Source organism: Coprobacillus cateniformis (assembly GCF_009767585.1).
Lineage (GTDB): Bacteria > Bacillota_I > Bacilli_A > Erysipelotrichales > Coprobacillaceae > Coprobacillus > Coprobacillus cateniformis.
The window spans coordinates 3,283,370-3,305,146 of the sequence record NZ_WSNW01000001.1; the positions used below are offsets into that span (position 1 = coordinate 3,283,370).

Sequence of the window (21,777 nt, forward strand, 5' to 3'; positions counted from 1 at the left end):
ATGTATTTAAGATTACATCCGAAATGGTATTTAATCCTTTCACGATATCCACAAGAATTTCCGACAATGATAGAACAATATAAAGTTGAGAACAAATTAACATTTGCTGATCGAATTGAAAAAGTTGGAACAATGCTGCAAATGATTGAAATGTTATTATAGGAGAAACAATGTATAAAGAAATAGATGAATTAATAGAAGCAATTTATGTTGATGAAATTTTTCAACAATATTTACAATCTGAAAAAAAACTACATGATGAAAAAATAGTATTGCTGTTATCAAGGCATCAAATGTTACAAGAAGATTATTTGAGGGTGAAACAATATCAGAACTATATGACTTCTGATGATTTAAAAGAGCAGTTAAAAGAAGTAAAAAAAGAACTGTTTGAGCACCCTCAGATTCAATCTTATTATCAAAATTATTATGCCCTAAATGATTTACTAGAAAAAGTTACAGAAATCATTTTTCAAGGTATAAGTGAAGAATTATCTTTTCATCAGTTGACATTATGAGGTTATTATGAGAGTTATAGCAGGTAAATTTAAAAGTAGACAATTAAAAAGCGTGGATTCTAAATTGACAAGACCAACAACAGATAAGAATAAGGAAAATTTATTTAATATGATCGGACCTTTTTTTAATGGTGGAGTCTGTTTGGATTTATTTGGAGGAAGTGGTGGCTTAGGAATTGAAGCCATCAGTAGAGGAATGGATGAACTTTATAGTGTTGATAAACAATATAAAGCTTTTGCTACGATTAAAGAAAATATTCAAACTTTAAAGATTCAAGATGTTGCTCATGTTTATAAGATGGACTATCAAAAAGCTTTGCAACAATTCGCCAATGAGAATATTCAATTTGATTTGGTTTTCTTAGATCCACCATATGGTTTGAAAATCAGTCAAAAAATACTTGATTTTCTGGTTAAAAACTGTATGCTTAAACAAGGGTGCTTACTTGTTATTGAGGATTTAAATGAAGAAGTGATTGAAATAAAAGAACCATTTGTATTAAAAAAACAGCAATCTTATGGAATTACAACTTTGCAGATAATTGTATATGAGGAGTAAGGAATGAAAAATATCAAAGCAGTATATGCTGGAACGTTTGATCCAGTAACGAATGGACATTTAGATATTATAGAACGTGCAAGTCGCATGTATGATCATTTATATGTGACTATTTTTAACAATCCATCTAAACAAACTATGTTTACATTAGAAGAAAGAATGACTCTGTTAAAAGAAGTTACATCTCAGTTTGATAATGTGACTGTTGATAGTAGTGAAGCATTGGCTGTTCAATATGCTAAAAAAGTTGGAGCAAGTGTATTGGTTAGAGGGTTACGTGCGACAATGGATTTTGAGTATGAGTTACAACTAGCTTTTTCTAATCAATATTTAGATGATAGTGTAGATATGGTTTTTTTAATGACAAGACCAAATCATTCTTTTATCTCTTCATCATCAGTAAAAGAAATAGCTTCACATCATCATAGTGTTTCTGGTTTAGTACCACACATTGTAGAAAAAGCATTAAAAACAAAAATAAATGAGTAGAATAAATTGTCAAAATATTATACATTTGATATGATATTAAGGATAAGGGTATATCTATTCATGAAGAATCAATATACCTACAGAGGTATATTTTTTTTGAGAGGAGAAGGACATGAAGAATATTGTGAATTTGAGTGATTTGAGTTTAGAACAAATTCATCATTTAATTGATGAAGCCATTGCATTTAAAAATGGAAAAACTGTTGATTATCATCAAAAAAAGGTCGTTGCTAATTTGTTTTTTGAACCATCAACAAGAACACATTATAGTTTTGACATGGCAGCTGGAAATTTGGGATGCCGTACACAAAATTTTGAAGCCAGTAACTCTAGTTTAAAAAAGGGTGAGACTTTATATGATACATGTAAATTGTTTGAAAGTATAGGGTGTGATGCTTTAGTTATTAGACATACTGATGATGATTATTATAAGCAATTAGAAGGAATTCATATTCCTATTTTAAATGCGGGTGATGGAAAAGGAAATCATCCTTCACAGTCGCTGTTAGATTTAATGACAATCAAAGAAGAATTCGGTCATTTTGAAGGATTGAAAGTTGTTATTGTAGGAGATATTTTACATTCAAGAGTAGCTCATTCTAACTATGATGTTATGCAAAGATTAGGAATGCAAGTTTATACATCTGGTCCTTTAGAATATAAGCAAGATGGCTATAACTATGTTGATTTTGATGATGTAATTGAAGATATGGATGTTGTTATGTTATTGCGTGTACAACATGAACGACATGCTGGTGATGAAGATTTTTCTAAAGAAAATTATCATCGAATCTATGGCTTATCATTAGAACGATATAAACGATTAAAAGAGACTGCAATTATTATGCATCCAGCTCCTATAAATAGAGATGTTGAAATTAAAGATGAACTTGTAGAAAGTGGAAAGAGTCGTATTTTTAGACAAATGCATAATGGTGTGTTTATAAGAATGGCGATGATTCATGAGGTGTTAGAAAATGAATAGTTATTTGTTAAAGAATGCTTCTTTATATAGAAATCAAAAATTTGAGAACGTAGATATATTGATTGTTGATGGAAAAATCAAAGAAATTGCTCCAGATATACAAACTGATATTCATACATATGATTTAAAAGGAAAAATGGTTTCACATAATTTTATAGACATTCATACACATTTAAGAGAACCTGGATTTGAACATAAAGAGACAATTGCAACAGGGAGTTTAAGTGCGTTGTATGGTGGTTATGGAACGATTGTTGCAATGGCTAATACCTTACCATGTATGGATGATATAGAAACAATTCAAGATTTTCAAAAGCGTGTAGAAAAAGATGCTTATGTGAATGTTTATACATATAGTGCCATTACAAAAGACCTCAAAGGCCAAGAATTAGTAGATATGGCGCATGTTGTTGAAGAAGATATTGTTTTAGGTTTTTCAGATGATGGAAAAGGTGTTCAAAGTGATGAGATGATGGAACTGGCAATGCAGCTTGCAAGCAATATAGATTCAATCATTGTGGCTCACTGTGAAGATGAGCGTGAACTTCATGGAGGATGTATTCATGATGGCAAGTATGCCAAAGAGCATCATTTGATTGGGATTAATAGTGCTTCTGAATATCAGCAGGTGGCGCGCGATTTAGGAATTGTCAAGATATATAACAATAGATATCATGTGTGTCATATTTCAACAAAGGAAACTGTTGAACTCTTACGACAAGCTAAAAAAGATGGATTGCCTGTATCTGGAGAAGTTTCTCCACATCATTTAATTCTAACAGAAGAAAATATTAAAGATTGTCATCCGAATTATAAAATGAATCCGCCATTGCGCTCAATTGAAGACCATGCTGCTTTAATTCAAGGACTCAATGATCATACAATCAAAGTTATTGCAACTGATCATGCGCCTCATGCTAGGGAAGAAAAAGATCGACCAATACAAGATGCTCCATTTGGAATTATTGGCATTCAACATGCATTTCCACTTCTGTATACATATTTAGTTAAGAAAAATTTAGTATCATTAGAAACAATTTTGGATGCATTAACAATAGGACCAGCACATGTTTTGAGATTAAAGGGAACAGTTGACATTGGTGATGTCGCAAATTTATGTATTGTGGATCTGGATAAAGAATTTGAAATAAGAGAAGCAGATATTCAGTCTAAGTCTATCAATACACCCTTTATTGGAGTGCATTGTCAAGGTCAGATTGTAGCAAATATTATGAATGGAAAATTAGTGGAAATGGGGGAATTATAGTGGCAAATTATCAAGGAATGATGACTATTCTTTCTAAAAAAGAACTTGTCAAAGATGTTTATGAAATGATTTTAGAGGGTGAAGCTGCTAGCTATGTCACTGCACCAGGTCAGTTCATTAATATTAAAATTACAGATTCATTACAGCCTTATTTAAGAAGACCAATGAGTATCTGTGATTATGATGAGTCTCATATTACAATTATTTTTAGAGTAGTCGGTGAAGGAACTCAAATACTTTCAAAAAAGGAAGTCGGGGATCAATTGGATTGTTTAACTGGCTTGGGTAATGGTTTTATTGATTTGGACCATCAATCAGCAGTTGTGATTGGTGGTGGACTTGGAGTTCCGCCAATGTATAAATTAACAAAAGATTTATTGGCAAAGGGAGTTAAAGTAACGGCTATATTAGGGTTCAATGGTCAAAATGATGTATTTTATAAAGAAGAGTTTGAGAAATTGTGTCCAACATATATTGCTACAATGGATGGCAGTTTAGGGATGAAAGGAACTGTCGTTGATGTTTTACAACAGCAACGATTTGATATGGATGTTTATTATACATGTGGTCCTGAAAAAATGTTAGATGCTTTGGTTGAGAAGTATCCTGATAATGGCTATCTTTCATTTGAAGCACGAATGGGATGCGGATTTGGAGCTTGTATGGGGTGTTCATGCAAGACCAAAACAAAGCCATATAAAAGAATTTGTGTAGAAGGACCGATTTTGCATTCGAGTGAGGTGATTGTTAATGGCTAATTTAAGAGTGAATTTACCAGGGTTAGATATGAAGAATCCAGTTATTCCAGCAAGTGGAACATTTGGGTTTGGTTATGAGTTTGCTAAATTTTATGATATCAATCTTTTGGGATCGATGATGCTAAAAGGCACAACACTGGAACCTCGATTTGGAAACCCTTTACCAAGAATTGCTGAAGGACCTAGCGGTATGTTAAATGCAATTGGTTTGCAAAATCCTGGGGTTGATGCAGTTATCAATGAAGAATTAGAGAAATTACGTCCGTTATACACTGATAAAGTAATTGCCAATATTGGCGGAAGTGCAATTGATGATTATGTAGAAACAGCCAAATGCTTATCTGCCCATGACATGGTAGGAGCCTTAGAATTAAACATTTCTTGCCCAAATGTTCATTGTGGAGGCATTCAATTTGGTACGAATCCAGAGATGGCTGCTGAGGTTACAAGAGCAGTAAAAGCTGTAAGCCGTAAACCAGTTTATGTCAAATTATCTCCAAATGTTACTGATATTGTTGATATGGCTTTAGCTGTTGAAGAAGCAGGTGCTGATGGCATTACTATGATCAATACGATGATTGGTATGCGTTTTGATCTGAAAACGGGGAAACCAATTATTGCTAATAAAACTGGTGGATATAGTGGGCCAGCGATTTTCCCTGTTGCTTTAAGAATGGTTTATCAAGTTTCACAAGCTGTTTCTATACCTATTATTGGAATGGGTGGAATTTCAAGTGGTAAAGATGCTATTGAAATGATGATAGCGGGAGCAAACGCTGTTGCTGTAGGGTGTCAAAATCTTGTTGATCCATATGCATGTCCAAAAATTATTCAAGAGATGAATGAAATCTTAGATGAAATGGGTATTAAAGATATTAATGAAATTGTTGGAAAATCTCATCAATATTAAGATGCATTATGCATCTTTTTTTATGTCTTGACTTTTACGGTGTAAAAGAAAGTGAGGGGATTGATTTTGATAATTAAAGATGTTGAAAAAAGAACATGACTATCAAGCAAAACAGTTCGATTTTAGATATTCAAGAATTGTTACAAATGAAATTGTTGGTAATTTGGAATCGGATGGGTACAAGATATTTATTGAATGTATAATTGAAGAAGAATGACCTTCTTTAGCAAAAAAACAGTATGGATATTTGGGGATAGTTTTTCTCTTTCTCTTATTGCTTATAGTTATTATAACGACAAGTTGGCAAAATTTTTATATTATATCAATTTCAAAAAGAATTATTTTAAGAAGCAATCAAGCATTTTTAAGAATTGGTTATGCTGTTGCTCTTGTTTGTCATTGGGGTTCTCTTATTCTTTATTCTTATCGATTAATTGCAAATTGTTATTTTTATGAAAGGCTATGTATTTATTTTGTTTATTCTATGTATATTAGAAATACCTATGATGGTTTTAGAATTGGAGATCGTTTTGATTCTATCGTCTTTTATTGGTCAAAAATTCACACATTGAGATTATTATTAATATCGTTTTCTACTTCCTTTTGCAAAAAAGTATAAATGGACTTTTCTCGTTATCAATATTATTGTTTTCTATATATCATTTGTTAATTTAACTGCAATTTCTCTTGATGAAATTATTGATTGCTTATTGTTATATCCCATTGGAGAAAAAATATGCATTAGAAAAAATTCAAAAGGCAGAAACTATTTTTTATGATTTGCGTTTGTTATTTATTATATGATAAAGGAGATTTCTATTGTCAAATCAAATTTAAAAATAGTAAAACAATCTCTAGGTGACTGTATCCTCTTGCTCATATCAAGAATAAGTAGAGGTCTCTACAGGTACCACACAGATAGCATATAAATTAAAACAGCCAATAAATCGGGCGCTTTTGGATGCATACAGACAGTATACGATGTTAGATAAAACTGCTGACTTTTCCATAAAAACGCAAAAATGTCGTGAAAAACAAATAGAAAGTGACCAGTTATCATGAAGCATAATTGGTCATTTTTTAATATATATTTGTTGTTGAAAGGTAAAAGTGATATGATGAAGATAAGATTACAAATTAGAATTTCGTACTATATAAGTGTAGATGGTAGTTACATTCATCTGCACTTGCTTTTATAATAAGGGTGTAGTGGTCTAACGTAATTAGAATAGGGATACTCCAGTACTCCCGTCCACAAACAGTTAGCCATTCCCTTATTATTTATACTCGATTAGGCAGGTTGTGACTTTTATTATAAAAGATTACGTGTCACCAACGAAAATGAGTTATAGTAAGTGTAAATGGGTACCACTATAATCTACATTTAGGAGGTGTTTTTTTAATGATTAGTGTAGGGATTGATGTTTCAAAAGGAAAAAGTACAGTATGTGCTATGAAAGCATATGGCGAAGTACTGCTAAGTCCAAAAGACTACAAACACACTACAGAAGAGTTGGATCGATTGATTAAAAATCTCAGTAAGTTTAATGAAGAAATCCATATTACTCTGGAAGCAACAGGTAATTATCATTTACCTATTTACATGTACCTCAAATCTAAAGGTTATTTTATTTCAATAATAAATCCTTTAGAGATGAAGCGTTATCGTTGTCAGGGAATCCGTAATCCAAAAACAGATCGTATTGATTCCATGATTATAGCGCAGTATGGCATAGATTTTTGGTATCGTGTAAAGCAACAAAATGATAGAGTGCAAGAACGTCAAGAGTTACGCTTATTGGGAAGACAATATGAGCAATTTATGAAAAGTCGAGTGGCACGTTGTCAGGCTCTCAATGGGTTACTAGATCAAACAATGCCTGGTGTTTATGAATTATTGAGTGGTTTTAATCGTAATAATGGTAAAGATAAACTGTCAGATTTTGCTTATGACTATTGGCATAACGATAATATTATAAAGAGTTCTGAAAAAGTATTTATTAAAAAGTATCTCAATTGGCTAAAGAAAAAAGAATACCATCAAAACGAAAAAGAAGCACGCCAGCTTTATGTTCTCGCTAAAACAAGTATCTCAACATTATCTTCAACTGCACAATCAACCAAATTACTTGTACAAGAAGCAGTTAATGTTTTGAAAGGAATCAATCTATCTCTCTTTACTATTTTAAACCAAATGAGAGAATTAGCCAAGACCATGCCTGAATACAGTACAGTACTTTCCATGGGAGGTGTAGGAGAAACATTAGCACCAAGATTAATTGCAGAGATAGGTGATACACACATGTATCATAGTGGTAAGGCGCTTGTGGCATATGCAGGGATTGATGCACCACCATATCAATCTGGTCAATTTATAGGAACAAAACGTCATATATCAAAACGAGGATCATCAACGTTAAGAAAGATTGGATATGAACTGATGGATTCCATCAATAAGCATCAAGTGAAACTTAATGAAGATGCAGTTTGTCAATTCTTTATGAAAAAACGAGCTGAAGGAAAAGCCTATAGAGTAGCAATGATTGCAGGATATAATAAATTTTTAAGAATCTATTACGCTAAAGTAAAAGAGGTATTGAATAAAACAATACAATAAATCCTAGCTGAGAGGATAAAATAAAAAAAACCAGTCTTGCTGGTCTTTTTGGCGTGGTGTATAATCATAAGTAAATAAAGTCAAAAATATGTTGACTTTTATTAGCAGGTTTGTAGGAGGGAGCATATGATTAAAATAAATTTTATAACATTGGAAGCAGGTTGGATCAAGGGTGAAATTGTAACCGAAGAAAAAAAGATGTATTTTGATTATAGTTGGATTTCAAATTTTTTGAATGACTTATTAAAAGCAACATTGTCTATAGGTGGGTACATTGAAGGAATGAATAGAGAAAAATTTACTGCATATTGGGAACCTGCTATTGATGATTGGTTATTATATAAGAAAGAGAATAATTTAATTATACAAATCAATTGTTTTGAAGATGAAACTAGAAAAAAACAAATAGAAACAACAAAAATTCAATGTGATTACATTGAATTTATAAAAACTCTTTTTGATAGTTTGACAAAACTAATTGAGAGAGTTGGAATATACGGTTATCGGACTGAATGGGACGAAGAATTTCCACTTAGTTTATATTTAAAATTATATGATATTATTTATGACAGAAATTATCTTGATTTAAAAGAGTGGCCCTTAGAAGAAACATATTGTCAAGGTAGTCATGTTTCAAATGTTTCTAATGAATTAGCACTATTAAATGAAATTTTCAAATAAATAAATAAATTCATATAATGGAATAGGTTTTTTATTCAGAAATAATTATACAAATTCCAGTTTATCGAAGTGATAAATTAGAATTTGTAGTTAAGATTGGGAGGGAATGATTATGGGGTTATTTAGCAAAATAAAAAAGAAAGAAAAAGAGTCTTGGAAAGTTTATCAAGATATGCTAGGAGATCAAAAGTTAAGTGTAAGAGTTGATACTAAATATGTTAATAAAAATTACAATAATACTTTCTATATTCAATTAAAATATAGTGGAGAAGAAGTCAACGATTTACCAAATAAGGAATTTCTAAATGAATTAGCAGTTTTGGAAGAAAGAGTGCTTGAAATGGTAAAGAATACATTCGAAGATAATGTTGTATTTTTGGGCACAGCCACATTTGGTGGAAGCAGTTATATTACATTTGCTTCAAATTTAGATATTAAGTGGAATGATTATATTAAAGAAACAATAGATACAGACTTAATAACAGGAATTTATCCAAATGATAATATGGGATATTATAAACATGTCTTATATCCTGATTTTTTGAGGTATTGATTGTGAAATTCTAGTTTATAGAGTTGTGAAAATGAGAATTTGTGGAGGAAATTATGATACAGGGCAAAGAGGGACTTCTTGGATTATTTTTAATTATTATGGGGTTATCAATGTTTTTGATGTGTTCAGTATATTATAAAACAAGGAAAATGCAATATGCGTGGATGACATTTGGTTTCCTTTATACTTTTGGTATTCTTATGTTGATGACTGATAATCCTATAAAGTCATATTTGAATGTATCATCAAATAGTAATTTTTATTCTATACCTTCTCTTATAATTTTAATCATAGGTATTATGTTATCTTATATTTTGTTAGGTAACAAAGGTGAAAAATATGTAATTGTAGGAATTTTATTTAGTGTAGGAATACACTTTCTACCATTTAATTCAATTTATACTATTATTTTAAGTATTCTAGTTACTTTGAATGCTATATATTCTTTTGTCAAAAAAGATAGTTCTGTTTATATAACACTTTTAATAGATGCACTATTGAAAATTGTTATGGGGATTGCATTATTGTTTATATAGAACTACAAATTTCAGTTTGTCAAACTGTAAAATTATAATTTTTTAAGGGAGCAAAGCGTGATAATGAATGATAAATTAAAGCCCAAAAAGGTAACAAAAATTGTATATAATTTTTTGATTTTATTTGCTGCTATACTAGCATTCACACGTTGGATGAGTGTCTTTAATAATGACATAATAGTGATTAATGCAGAAATAAATTCTCATATTTCAAACTTTGCATTAAGTTTGGTGTTCTATTTAGGTGTTGGTTTTACTTGGATTTTGCAAAAAAAGACATTTCATAAAATCATTTTATTGGGAGTGTTTATTATTGTTGCAAATATTTTATGCGAAACAGTAATGGGTTTTATGAACACAACTGATATCTTAGATGCAGTATATGGTATAGTTGGAACTTTAATAGGTTTTTGTTACTTCTTAGTGATAAATAAATACGGACTAGAAGTTATTCATGATGAGAGTTGAGTTATATACAAACTGGCTAATAGAAATTAAGTATATTTTTAAAATATTTTATAGTTTTGCTACGGAATAATGAAAAGGCAATAGAAATGTGTATTTCACTAGTTTGTTTGGTGTTACTTATTTCTGATTCATTCAATATTTTTGATACACGTGGATGATATATCTTTAAAAATTTATTATGGTCAGCTATCAGAGATACTCTATACACTTTTCCTTCTTCACGTTTCTTTAAAAAGAATTGACATCTAATGCCATCAATCAATGCTTGTTTATAGATTCCAATAATTTATATCTTATTTTTCTTAATGTTGAAGAATCGCATTTTGATATATGACGTTTAGTGCCTGTGAATTGATTAGATGATAGAGGGCATCTACACCCAGCAGTACTTTAGTGCTATGAAAATAGCGAGATCTCCTATTTCTGCAATATGTCTTGGGGCTAGTGTTTCTCTAACGCCACCCATCGAAAGAACTATGCTGTATTCAGGCGTATTCTTAGCTAAATTTCTCATTTGGTTTAAAATGATAAAGAGGGAAGAATTAATTTTTTTTAGAACTGTTACCGCCTCTTGGAAAAGCATTTTTGTTGATGCTAAGTAAGATGGAAATGTGGTGATACTTGATTGAAATATGAAACAGAGTTTGTGGGCTTCGTTTTCATTGTGGCGGTATTCATTTTTCTTTAACTAATTAAGATACTTTTTAATGAATAATTTCTTTGAACTCTTTGCAATATTATCGCAATGCCAATAGTCAAAAACGAAGTCATATAGCTTATCTTTGCCATTATAGCGATTGAAATATCTAATAATCTATATACATTAGGCATGGTCTGAACAATCAGTTGATTGAGTAACTAGCAATAAGCGATGCATTTCATATACTGCTCGTATTGTTTCCCTAATAGACAGAGTTCCTGATGCTCTTGAGTTCTATCGATCTGTCGCATTATGCGATATCAAAAAATCAATGTCATATTGAGCTATGATTAATGAATCAATACAATCTGTTTTATGGTTATGAATATCTTGGTATCTATACCGTTTTATTTCTAATCTAAAAATAAGAGATAGGCAAATGATAACAACTTGTGGATTCCATAGTGATATGAATCTCATCTTTAAAGTTTTTGAACTTTTCTAAAAACATCTCCTTAAATGTAGATTATAGTGGTATCCATTCATAATTACTACAATTCATTCTCGCTGGTGACACATAAGCATATATGTAATATAAAAGTCACAACCTGCATAATCGAATACAGATAATAAGGGACTGGTTGTCTTTTTATCAATGGAAGTAATTAAATTTTTATCTATTGTGCAGAATAAATAAGCAGATTTTCTGCTTATTTTTTTGTTAAATTATAAATAAGTGTGCATACTTATCTTGGTGATTCTATGTCTATATATATACAACTTTTATTGGCAAGTTTTTTTTGGGGAAGTAATGTTATTGTTATGAAACTTCTTCTGGATGAAATACCATTTTTATTATTGGCTACAATGCGTGTTTTTTTATCTCTTATTTTTTTAGGGATTTACTTAAAGTGGAAAAAGATTTCTTTTGATTATGATTATAAGAAAAAAGCATTGGCTATTGGGATTTTAGCGATTTACTTGAATTTCTTTTTTACTTTTTTAGGAATGAATCAAGTGAAAGGGATAGATAATGCGTTTATGAATGCTTTGGCGCCTATACTTACTTTTGTGTTTTCTTTGTTGTTATTAAAACAAAAAGGCAATATGAAAGAATATATTGCGATTGGTATGACAGTTTTTGCTTTTTTATTATCTATACGCTTTAAAATATTTTCAATTAAAATAGGTTTTTGGTATTTGTTTCTAGGAATGGTTTTATATATGTTAGCAAATGTATGCATTCAAAAATGGAAATTACATAATTCCTTGATTCTCTCATTTTATGAATTATTATTTGGTTTTTTCTTTTTAACTATTCATTGTTTTGTTCAAGGACAATTTCAATTACAACCATTATTTGAAATTTCTTTGTTTCATTGGTTATTGTTTTTGATAATATCAGGTATTGGATTTGCATTTATACAGGTGACTTATATGCGTTCTATTGGTGTTATTGGGGCTTTGAAGACAAGTTTTTTTCTGAGTTTAAATCCTATTATTACTTATATTGAGTCACTGCTGTTTTTGAATGAGAAATTTGATATTATTCATTTTATAGGATTTGTTATTTTGGCAATTGCGATTTATATGATGAATGGGCAAAAAGAAAAGAGAACTAATTCTCTTTCTCGTAGTGATGAATAAGCGCTTGTGTTCCTAACTCATCTTCATTTAAGTTTGTATACATTTCTAAAACTTTATTCAATATGTCTAATTGGATATCACGATCGCTCATTTCTTTTTGAGCGATTTTCATATCTTTGATAAAGTGTTTGATATAGAATCCTGGATTAAAATTGTTATCTAAAATGGCTTGCCCATTATGTTCTAATTGCCAACTTCCAGCTGCACCCTTGCTAATACATTTCATCATTGTATCTGTTTCAAGACCAGTTTGGTGAGCGTAATGAATAGCTTCTACAACACCTGCAATTGTTCCAGCAATCACAATTTGATTTGTCATTTTCGTATGTTGACCAAGTCCTGCTTGACCAACATAATTGATTGTTTGACCAAGAATTTGAAAAAGGGGATAAACATCTTCATAAACATTTTTGTCGCCTCCAACCATAATTGAAAGTGTTCCATTTTTAGCACCTATATCACCGCCAGAAACAGGAGCATCTAAACTTTTTATATTTCTGATTTTTGCATCAGTATAAATCTTTTGTGCTAAAGCTGGAGCAGATGTTGTAAAATCAATACAAATTGCATTTTCCTTAGCATTTTCTAGGATTCCATGATTTCCATAATAAATATCTTCCACATCTTTTGGATAACCTACCATTGTCATAATAATATCTTTATTTTGGACACATTCTTGGATTGAGTTACACCAGTCTATACCTTCATTTATTAAATCATTCACTTTTGATTTTGTACGTGTAAAAATTGTGATATGATATCCAGCTTTATTTAAATTGCGAACCATCGATTTTCCCATAACACCTACTCCTATAAATGCTATATTTTTCATTATATATTCCTCCTTAATTTTTTTATATTTTATCATGGATAAAGTTGATTGGGTATCTTTCTTTATGCATTATAGCAAATTTGATGTCAAATAAACCAAAAAGAAGTTATATAATGGAATCAGGGAGGTTGGTAGGATGAACAAATCTACAAACAAAGAATTGATAGAAGAGATTTTAAATTTTATTGAATGTCATCTTTATGATGAGAATTTAAATCTTGATCGTATTGCATTACATTTTGGTTATTCAAGGTATCATTTGCATCGTTTATTTACTGCTTCAACACATTTTTCTCTTCATAATTATATTCAAAGAAGGCGGTTGAGTGAAACAGGAGAATTATTGGTGAAAACAGATCAAAGAATTATTGATATTGCCTTACAAGCTGGTTATGAGTCTCAACGTTCTTTCTCTAAAGCTTTTAAGAAATTACATCATGTGACACCAAATGCTTATCGTCACAAACAAAAGTATGATCCTGTGCAAGTGAAATATGAATTATCAGAGACTTGTCTTTCTTTAAGTGAAACAAAAATATTTGATGTCAGAATTGAAGAAAAGAATTCAATGATATTTGTTGGGATGAAAGCTAATACTTCTAAAGGTTTTTATGTCATTGGCAAATGCTGGCATCAATTACATAAATATAAACATCTCATTTTAAATCGAATGGATAATGATTTTTTGGTTGGTATCAATGACTATTCATTCTTTGAAAAAAATAAAGAACAGCCTCATTTTGATTATTATGCAGTTGCTGAAGTGGTGGATTTAAAAGATGTTCCAGTGAATATGACAACAAAAAGCTTACCTGCTTCACAATATATTGTATTTTCCTTGAAAGGGCATAATGAAGAAAGTATGCAAGATATTATAGAATACATTTATAATCATTGGTTTCTAGAAACAACTTTATTATTTAATCAAAATTGTATGTATGATTTTGTGAAGTATGGTGAACAGAGTGATGAGCAAGGTATGAGCTTAATAGAATATTGGATACCTATTCTTGACTCCTGTTTAGATAATGATACAATTAAATTTGGTGATAATAATGAATGAAAAAACAATTCCAACTTGGGAACTTTTACAAAAAAGAATAACATATAAACAATTAGGGCGAATCAAGAATAAGAGAATTCTTGATTTTGGAAGTGGGAATGGTGTCATGTCTTCATATTTAGCTAAAGATAATGAAGTCATTGCAATAGAGCCAAATCAAAATATGTTCAAAGATATGCTTTATCAGAATTCATTTATTCAAATTATTGGCGGATTAGAGGAATTAAGAAAGCAAACAAAAGAATCCTTTGATGTCATTGTGTGTCACAATGTTTTAGAATATGCTCAGTGTCGAGAAGAGATTGTTAAAGAATTTTATAGACTTTTAAAACCGGCAGGATTCTTATCAGTTGTTAAACATAATAAGAGAGGAAGAGTCATGCAAATGGTTGTTTTGCTAAATGAATTTGCAACTGCTCATCAAATTTTAGATGGTCAAAATGGATATGCACAAGATTTTGGTGAGATTCATTACTTTGATGATCAGGATATTTGCAGATGGGAAAAACGTTTTGTATTAGAGAAAACTTTAGGGATTCGTACATTTTGGGATTTACAGCAAAATCAAGATGTTCAAACAGAGGAGGAGTGGCAGGAAAATATGATTGAAATAGAAGAAAGAGTCAGTACAATTCCTGAATTTCAATCCATTGCTTTTTTTCATCATGTCTTCTATCACAAAGAGATTTAACGAAATTATCTTGACTTTTTCGTATCTTTCTATATAATAACAAGTGCGGCTATCTCTAGGATATAAGAGTCCTCGACCTATACCTTGGATTTGGCTAAGTTAAATAAAAGGAGGAAACATAAATGTTAACTAAAGAAGAAAAAACTGCTATCATGAAAGAATATGCAACTAAAGAAGGAGATACAGGTTCTCCAGAAGTACAAATTGCTGTATTAACTGCTGATATCAACAAATTAAATGGACATTTTAAAGTTCACAAAAAAGATCATCATTCTAATAGAGGTCTTTTAAAGAAAATTGGTAGAAGAAGAGATTTGTTAAAATATTTAAAAAATAAAGATCTTGATAGATATACAACATTAGTTGATAAGTTAGGATTAAGAAGATAGTCATGAGGGATATTGTTGAAAAAACAATATCCTTTTTGTTTTGATTTTGTTATAATAATTGATGAATTGTGACGAAAGGATGTGATTGCATGTTATATAAAGATAATGATGTTCCCGAGCCCAGTTTTATAGACAGCAATCAAATTCAGGAGGAGCAATTATGGAAGAAAGAATTGAAGAATTGGAAGTTAAGATTAAAGAACTTTTAGATGATAAAAAATATCATCAAATTAGAGAATTGTTGATGGATCTTAATGAGGCAGACATTGCTGAAATTATTGAGACAATAGAGATAAAAGAAGATGTTGTACGTGTTTTTAGACTTTTACCTAAAGATAGTGCGGCTGATGTTTTTTCTTATATTCCAGTGGAATATGAGCAAATGATTATTGAATCTTTGACAATGCGTGAAATCGGACAGATAATGAACGACTTGTATTCAGATGATGCAGTAGATATGCTTGAAGAGATGCCTGCTAATGTTGTAAAAAAAGTATTGGCAGCAACGGATAAAGAAACACGTCGAGATATCAATAACTTATTGAAGTATCCAGAAGATTCTGCTGGAAGTATTATGACTGTTGAATTTGTTGATTTACGTGCATATATGAGTGTGATGGATGCTATTGAACGTATTCGAAAGACAGGTGTAGATAAAGAAACGATTAATATTTGTTATGTTACAGATGTTCAAAAACATTTGTTAGGTATTGTGACATTAAGAGAAATTATTTTAGCAGATGCTCAGGAAAGCATTAAGGATTTGATGAATGAAAATATCATTACTGTACACACATTAGATGATCAAGAAGAAGTTGCAAAACAATTTCAAAAATATGATTTTGCAGCTATGCCAGTGGTTGATAACGAAAATCGTTTAGTTGGGATTATTACTGTTGATGATGTCATGGATATATTAGAAGAGGAAGCAACTGAAGATATTGAAATGATGGCTGCTATTACGCCAACTGATCAGCCTTATATGAAAACCAGTGTTTTTGAAACATATAGAAAACGAATTCCATGGTTATTGTTATTGATGATATCTGCATCAATAACAGGGAAGATTATACAGGGTTTTGAAGCGGCTTTATCAACATGTGTAATTTTAACTGCTTTTATTCCAATGCTAATGGATACAGGAGGGAATTGTGGGTCACAAGCTTCTGTTTCAGTCATTCGTGCTTTGTCACTAGACGAAGTTGAGTTTAAAGAATTGCCACAAATTATATGGAAGGAAATGCAAGTTTCTGTTCTTGTTGGGGCAACTTTATCACTTGCAAATTTTGGAAAAATTTTACTTATTGATCGTACATCAATACTTGTGGCTTTTGTTGTTTGTATGACATTGTTTGTAACTGTTGTTGTAGCAAAGCTGGTTGGCTGTACATTACCGATTTTGGCAAGTAAAATTGGATTTGATCCAGCTGTTATGGCGAGTCCGTTTATTACAACAATTGTTGATGCTCTATCATTAATTGTTTATTTCAATGTTGCAGGAATTTTTTTAGGATTATAGATATGGAGAATATATATATTTCAATTGTTGGCATTGTTTACTTATTTATGTTATTTATTCCTAATATGATATGGGTTAAAAATACACCTGAGAATTATGATTCAAGTCATGAAAACAAAATTTTATTAATGTTTGAAAGGTTTGGCGAAGTACTTGTTTGCTGTTTTGGAGTTATTATGTTTGAAACTATGGATTGGAATATCTTTGTCTTGGTTTCGTTTGTCTTCATGCTTATGTATGAAGGGTACTGGATTCAATATTTTAAAAGTGAAAAGAAATTGTCTGATTTTTATTGTAGTTATTTAAAAATTCCTTTGGCTGGAGCGACTTTGCCAGTTATAGCCTTTCTTATTTTGGGATTATCACAGGGACACTGGCTACTTGTTTTTTCTACAATTATTTTAGGAATTGGTCATATTGGTATACATAGAGAACATTTCTTAGAGATAAAAAGATAAGTATTTTCATAAATGCTTTTCTTTTTGTCTTTTTTTGGTTATAAAAAAAAGAAATGTTTTGTTATTAAAGTAAATTATGCTATAATGACTTAGATAATGAATGAGGTGGAAATATAATGTCAAAACAAGTGTTTAACTTAGAATTTTATGGAAAGACATTAACTGTAGAAGCAGGAGAACTTGCGAAACAAGCCAATGGTTCTGTTTTAGTGAGATATGATGATACGGTTATTTTGTCAACTGCTGTAGCAGGGAAAGAACCAAAAGATGTGGACTTTTTCCCATTGACTGTTACATATGAAGAAAAATTATATTCGGTAGGAAAGATTCCTGGCGGATTCTTAAAAAGAGAAGGACGTCCTAGTGAGCATGGTACATTAACTGCTCGTATGATTGATCGACCAATTCGACCATTGTTTGCTGATGGTTTTAGAAATGAAGTACAAGTTGTGAATACAGTGTTATCTGTTGATCAAAATGCATCTCCTGAAATGGCAGCTATGTTTGGAGCATCGCTTGCATTATGCTTATCTGATATTCCATTTAATGGGCCAATTGCTGGTGTTAATGTTGGATTGATTGATGGTGAATTTACAATCAATGCTGGTCCAGAAGACATGGAAAGAAGTTTGATTAATCTTGAAGTTGCTGGGACAAAAGAAGCAATTAACATGGTTGAAGCTGATGCTAAGGAAGTTGATGAAGAAACAATGTTAAATGCTTTAATGTTTGGTCATGAAAAGATTAAAGAATTAATTGCGTTTCAAGAAAAAGTCGTAGAAGCTTGTGGGAAAGAAAAAATTGAAATCCCATTATTTGAATTGGATTCTGCAATAGTTGAAGAAGTTGAGTCTTTAGCAAAAGAGCGAATGATTAAAGCTGTTTCTATTCCTGGTAAATTAGAAAGATATGGGGCTATTGATGATATTAATGCAGAAGTTGTTACATTATTTGAAAACAGAGATTATGCTGATTTAAAAGAACAAGCTAAAGTCTTAAAACAAGTAAAAATTGTTCTACATGATTTAGAGAAAGATGAAGTCAGAAGATTAATCACAGAAGATAAAATCAGACCTGATGGTAGAAAAATTGATGAAGTGCGTCCATTGAATGCACAAGTTGATTTATTGCCAAGAGTTCATGGTTCTGCATTGTTTACACGTGGAGAAACTCAAGTTCTTTCAGTATGTACTTTAGGAGCTTTGGGAGAACATCAAAAAATCGATGGTTTAGGTTTAGAAGATCAAAAGAGATTTATGCATCATTATAACTTCCCACCATATTCAGTTGGTGAAACAGGAAGAATGGGTGCACCAGGTCGTCGTGAAATTGGACATGGGGCTTTAGGTGAAAGAGCATTGGCTCAAGTTATCCCTAGTGAAGATGAATTCCCATACACAATTCGTGTTGTTTCTGAAGTGTTAGAATCTAATGGGTCTTCTTCACAGGCATCTATTTGTGCATCATCTATGGCATTAATGACTGCTGGTGTACCTATTAGTAATCCAGTCAGTGGTGTCGCTATGGGACTTGTCAAAAAAGGTGATGATTATACAATTTTAACTGATATTCAAGGTATGGAAGATCATTTGGGTGATATGGATTTCAAAGTTGCAGGAACTAAGAAAGGTATCTGCGCATTGCAAATGGATATTAAAATTGAAGGAATTACAAAAGAAATTTTACAAGAAGCATTGGCTCAAGCTAATGTTGGTAGACAACAAATTATGGACTGTATGTTAGGGGCAATTTCTGAACCTAAAAAAGAATTAAGTCCATATGCACCAAAAGTCTTCATGATGAGAATCGAACCAGAACAAATTAAAGACGTTATTGGACCTGGTGGTAAAAACATTAATGAAATTATTGAAAAGTCAAATGATGTGAAGATTGATATTGAACAAGATGGACGTGTCACTATTTATCATTTTGATCAAGAGGCTATTCATACTGCAGCTAAATTAATTGAAAATATTGTTAAAAAAGCTGAAGTTGGTGAAGTTTATGATGGTAAAGTCGTGAGAGTTGAAGATAAGTTTGCATTTGTGGAATTGTTTGAAGGAACAAATGGTTTCTTACATGTTGGTGATGTAGCTCATGAAAGAATTAATAAAGTTTCTGATGTTTTAAAAGTAGGAGATACAGCTAAGGTTAAAGTCATCAAGATAACTGATAAAGGTGTTAATGTTTCTAGAAAAGCATTGTTACCTAAACCAATTGTGAAAGAAGAAAAAAAAGAAAGTGAATAAAATTATATTGGCAAGTACTTCTCCAAGAAGGAAGGAATTACTTGAAAGAGAAGGCATCGATTTTATAGTCGATGCTTCTTCTATAGATGAAACGATGGATGAGACATTACCAATCAAAGAAAGATTGTGTCAATTGTCTAAAGACAAAGCAGAACCTATTCATCATAAATATCCACAAGATATTGTTATTGGAGCAGATACGATTGTTTATTTTCAGGACTGTATTATTGGGAAAGCAAAAAATCGTGAAGATGCATACCAGACATTAATGATGTTATCAAATCAAAAACATATTGTTTATACAGCTGTAGCTATTTATAATGGTAATAGTTTACATACCTTTTGTGAAAAAACAGAAGTTTATTTTAAAGATATTTCTTCAATGATAGATGAATATCTTGATTCTGGGGAATGGATGGGGAAAGCCGGATCATATGGTATTCAAGGCAAAGCTTCTGTATTTGTTGAGCGTATTGTGGGTGATAAGGATACTGTTATCGGATTACCAGTAATGCGTATCAAAGAATTCTTAGATTATCTTCAGGGTAAATCATGAGGTTAGAATATAAAATGATTTGATGTTATATTGAAATGAGGGCAGAGAGAATTCTGCTTTTCTTTTTTTATAAAAATAATTGATAAATAGGTGTAAATTTGTACTGTAATCATCAATAAAGGTTTATCAAGGTTAAAATGATAAGAATTTTCTTTTTTAGAAATGTTGTTTTTTATTTCAAAAATGATGTAAACGGATACATTTCTTGTTGTTTTCTTGTTGAAATTTTACTATAATAGATAAGTAGGAAAAAAACGGAGGATAAATATATGGAAAAGAAAGTTAAAAGAATTGCATTACTTTCAGGGGGCGGAGATTGTCCTGGATTAAATGCCGTTATTAGAACAATAACAAAAACTGCTATCTCTAAATATGGTTGGGAAGTCATTGGCTATGTTTATGGATATAGAGGCTTATATAACAATAATTATATTGAATTAACAGAAGAAAAAGTTGAAAATATTTATAAAGAGGGAGGAACTATTCTATTTAGTTCTAATAAGGATAATCTTTTTGATTACTTAGTAGATGATGGAAAAGGTGGAAAAATAAAAAAAGATGTAAGTGATGTTGGTGTTCAAAATCTAAAAGATGCTGGTGTTGATGTATTGGTTGTTTTAGGTGGTGATGGAACTTTAACAAGTGCTCGTGATTTTTCAAGAAAGGGTGTGCAAGTTATTGGTGTGCCTAAGACAATGGATAACGATTTATCAAGTACTGATTTGACTTATGGATTTATTAGTGCTATGAGTGTGGGAACTGATTTTATTGATCGTTTACAAACAACTGCAAAATCTCATCATCGTGTTATCTGCTGTGAGTTGATGGGTAGAGATGCAGGATGGATTTCTTTATATGCTGGTTTGGCTGGGAATGCAGGTGTATGCTTAATTCCTGAAATTCCATTTACTATTGAAAATATTGCTAAACATGTTGCTAAACGTGACGAACAAGGAATGCCTTATACAGTTATTGCTGTTGCTGAAGGTGCTAAATATGCTGATGGTACAAAAGTTATTGGTAAAATTGTAGAAGATTCTCCAGATCCAGTTCGTTATAGTGGTTTGGCTGCAAAAGTTGCTGATGATTTGGAAAAGGTTATTCCAAATCATGAGGTTCGTTCAGTGAATCCTGGACATATTATCCGTGGTGGAGATATTACTCCATATGATAGAATCTTATCTATTCGTTTTGGTGTTAAGGCCTGTGAACTTATTGATGAAGGTCAATTTGGAAATGTTGTCACTCTTCATGGTGAAACTATGGATTATACTTCATTGGAAGAAGTGATTGGTGATGCTAAATTTGGAAAGCAAAAACGTGTTGATCCTAATGGTGAACTAATAAGAGCTGCAAAGGCTATTGGTGTTTGCTTTGGTGATGAATAAGATA

The 21,777-nt window shown here is 31.2% G+C and carries 24 protein-coding genes; 23 read left to right on the plus strand and 1 reads right to left on the minus strand.

Annotation, left to right across the window (positions count from 1 at the left end; translation table 11 throughout):
- The 15 genes from GQF29_RS16220 to GQF29_RS16290 all read left to right on the plus strand — a co-directional run bounded on the left by GQF29_RS16220 (position 1) and on the right by GQF29_RS16290 (position 12,628).
- On the plus strand, positions 1-162 hold the full coding sequence (locus tag GQF29_RS16220; RefSeq protein ID WP_236916455.1) for a YlbE-like family protein: 162 nt from the start codon (positions 1-3) through the stop codon (positions 160-162).
- An 8-nt stretch (positions 163-170) separates the two neighbouring features.
- Entirely contained in the window at positions 171-518 is a 348-nt protein-coding gene (locus GQF29_RS16225; protein WP_054688657.1) for a YlbF/YmcA family competence regulator, read from the plus strand.
- 7 nt (positions 519-525) lie between these two features.
- Positions 526-1,077, plus strand: coding sequence for a 16S rRNA (guanine(966)-N(2))-methyltransferase RsmD (gene rsmD, locus GQF29_RS16230; RefSeq protein WP_054688655.1), 552 nt, complete (start codon positions 526-528; stop codon positions 1,075-1,077).
- Positions 1,078-1,080: 3 nt separating this feature from the next.
- Positions 1,081-1,566, plus strand: coding sequence for a pantetheine-phosphate adenylyltransferase (coaD, locus tag GQF29_RS16235; RefSeq protein WP_054688654.1), 486 nt, complete (start codon positions 1,081-1,083; stop codon positions 1,564-1,566).
- A gap of 112 nt (positions 1,567-1,678) precedes the next feature.
- Complete coding sequence (locus tag GQF29_RS16240) at positions 1,679-2,551, plus strand: aspartate carbamoyltransferase catalytic subunit (RefSeq protein WP_054688652.1); 873 nt, start codon at positions 1,679-1,681, stop codon at positions 2,549-2,551.
- Positions 2,544-3,818, plus strand: a complete 1,275-nt coding sequence (locus GQF29_RS16245; RefSeq protein WP_117768983.1) for a dihydroorotase — start codon at positions 2,544-2,546, stop codon at positions 3,816-3,818. The genes GQF29_RS16240 and GQF29_RS16245 overlap by 8 nt, the downstream gene beginning before the upstream one ends.
- Positions 3,818-4,576 (plus strand): dihydroorotate dehydrogenase electron transfer subunit, encoded by a 759-nt coding sequence (locus tag GQF29_RS16250; protein WP_054325090.1) that lies wholly within the window; start codon positions 3,818-3,820, stop codon positions 4,574-4,576. The genes GQF29_RS16245 and GQF29_RS16250 overlap by 1 nt, the downstream gene beginning before the upstream one ends.
- Positions 4,569-5,486: a dihydroorotate dehydrogenase gene (locus GQF29_RS16255; protein WP_054325089.1), complete on the plus strand. Its 918-nt coding sequence runs from the start codon at positions 4,569-4,571 to the stop codon at positions 5,484-5,486. The genes GQF29_RS16250 and GQF29_RS16255 overlap by 8 nt, the downstream gene beginning before the upstream one ends.
- A gap of 79 nt (positions 5,487-5,565) precedes the next feature.
- Complete coding sequence (locus GQF29_RS16260) at positions 5,566-5,703, plus strand: hypothetical protein (protein ID WP_160340845.1); 138 nt, start codon at positions 5,566-5,568, stop codon at positions 5,701-5,703.
- A 1,185-nt stretch (positions 5,704-6,888) separates the two neighbouring features.
- Positions 6,889-8,103 carry an IS110 family RNA-guided transposase gene (locus GQF29_RS16265; RefSeq protein ID WP_054325087.1) on the plus strand — a complete coding sequence of 405 codons (1,215 nt, stop codon included), beginning with the start codon at positions 6,889-6,891 and terminating at the stop codon, positions 8,101-8,103.
- A 126-nt stretch (positions 8,104-8,229) separates the two neighbouring features.
- Positions 8,230-8,784, plus strand: a complete 555-nt coding sequence (locus GQF29_RS16270) for a hypothetical protein (RefSeq protein WP_054688648.1) — start codon at positions 8,230-8,232, stop codon at positions 8,782-8,784.
- A 112-nt stretch (positions 8,785-8,896) separates the two neighbouring features.
- Positions 8,897-9,337 (plus strand): DUF695 domain-containing protein, encoded by a 441-nt coding sequence (locus tag GQF29_RS16275; RefSeq protein ID WP_054325084.1) that lies wholly within the window; start codon positions 8,897-8,899, stop codon positions 9,335-9,337.
- Positions 9,338-9,390: 53 nt separating this feature from the next.
- On the plus strand, positions 9,391-9,873 hold the full coding sequence (locus GQF29_RS16280; protein WP_117768879.1) for a DUF6609 family protein: 483 nt from the start codon (positions 9,391-9,393) through the stop codon (positions 9,871-9,873).
- A gap of 63 nt (positions 9,874-9,936) precedes the next feature.
- A complete protein-coding gene (locus GQF29_RS16285) occupies positions 9,937-10,341 on the plus strand; it encodes a hypothetical protein (protein WP_054688642.1) in 405 nt (134 codons plus the stop codon).
- A 1,402-nt stretch (positions 10,342-11,743) separates the two neighbouring features.
- Positions 11,744-12,628, plus strand: a complete 885-nt coding sequence (locus GQF29_RS16290; protein WP_117768880.1) for a DMT family transporter — start codon at positions 11,744-11,746, stop codon at positions 12,626-12,628.
- Here GQF29_RS16290 and GQF29_RS16295 read toward each other — a convergent pair.
- Positions 12,600-13,496: an NAD(P)-dependent oxidoreductase gene (locus GQF29_RS16295; protein WP_117768881.1), complete on the minus strand. Its 897-nt coding sequence runs from the start codon at positions 13,494-13,496 to the stop codon at positions 12,600-12,602. The genes GQF29_RS16290 and GQF29_RS16295 overlap by 29 nt on opposite strands.
- A 100-nt stretch (positions 13,497-13,596) precedes the next feature.
- Between GQF29_RS16295 and GQF29_RS16300 the strand changes: the two genes are divergently transcribed.
- The 8 genes from GQF29_RS16300 (at position 13,597) to GQF29_RS16335 (ending at position 21,773) form a co-directional block, all read left to right on the plus strand.
- Positions 13,597-14,523, plus strand: a complete 927-nt coding sequence (locus GQF29_RS16300) for an AraC family transcriptional regulator (RefSeq protein ID WP_054325080.1) — start codon at positions 13,597-13,599, stop codon at positions 14,521-14,523.
- Positions 14,516-15,214 carry a class I SAM-dependent methyltransferase gene (locus GQF29_RS16305; protein WP_054688638.1) on the plus strand — a complete coding sequence of 233 codons (699 nt, stop codon included), beginning with the start codon at positions 14,516-14,518 and terminating at the stop codon, positions 15,212-15,214. Before GQF29_RS16300 ends, GQF29_RS16305 begins: the two co-directional genes overlap by 8 nt.
- Before the next feature lie 122 nt (positions 15,215-15,336).
- Positions 15,337-15,603, plus strand: a complete 267-nt coding sequence (gene rpsO / locus GQF29_RS16310) for a 30S ribosomal protein S15 (protein ID WP_008789762.1) — start codon at positions 15,337-15,339, stop codon at positions 15,601-15,603.
- Positions 15,604-15,763: 160 nt separating this feature from the next.
- Entirely contained in the window at positions 15,764-17,122 is a 1,359-nt protein-coding gene (gene mgtE, locus GQF29_RS16315) for a magnesium transporter (RefSeq protein WP_117768882.1), read from the plus strand.
- 2 nt (positions 17,123-17,124) lie between these two features.
- Positions 17,125-17,580, plus strand: coding sequence for a hypothetical protein (locus GQF29_RS16320; RefSeq protein WP_054688634.1), 456 nt, complete (start codon positions 17,125-17,127; stop codon positions 17,578-17,580).
- A 116-nt stretch (positions 17,581-17,696) separates the two neighbouring features.
- Positions 17,697-19,829 (plus strand): polyribonucleotide nucleotidyltransferase, encoded by a 2,133-nt coding sequence (pnp, locus tag GQF29_RS16325; protein ID WP_117768883.1) that lies wholly within the window; start codon positions 17,697-17,699, stop codon positions 19,827-19,829.
- Positions 19,822-20,385, plus strand: coding sequence for a Maf family protein (locus GQF29_RS16330; protein WP_054688632.1), 564 nt, complete (start codon positions 19,822-19,824; stop codon positions 20,383-20,385). Before pnp ends, GQF29_RS16330 begins: the two co-directional genes overlap by 8 nt.
- 269 nt (positions 20,386-20,654) lie before the next feature.
- Complete coding sequence (locus GQF29_RS16335) at positions 20,655-21,773, plus strand: 6-phosphofructokinase (RefSeq protein ID WP_117768884.1); 1,119 nt, start codon at positions 20,655-20,657, stop codon at positions 21,771-21,773.
- Positions 21,774-21,777 lie beyond the last annotated feature (4 nt).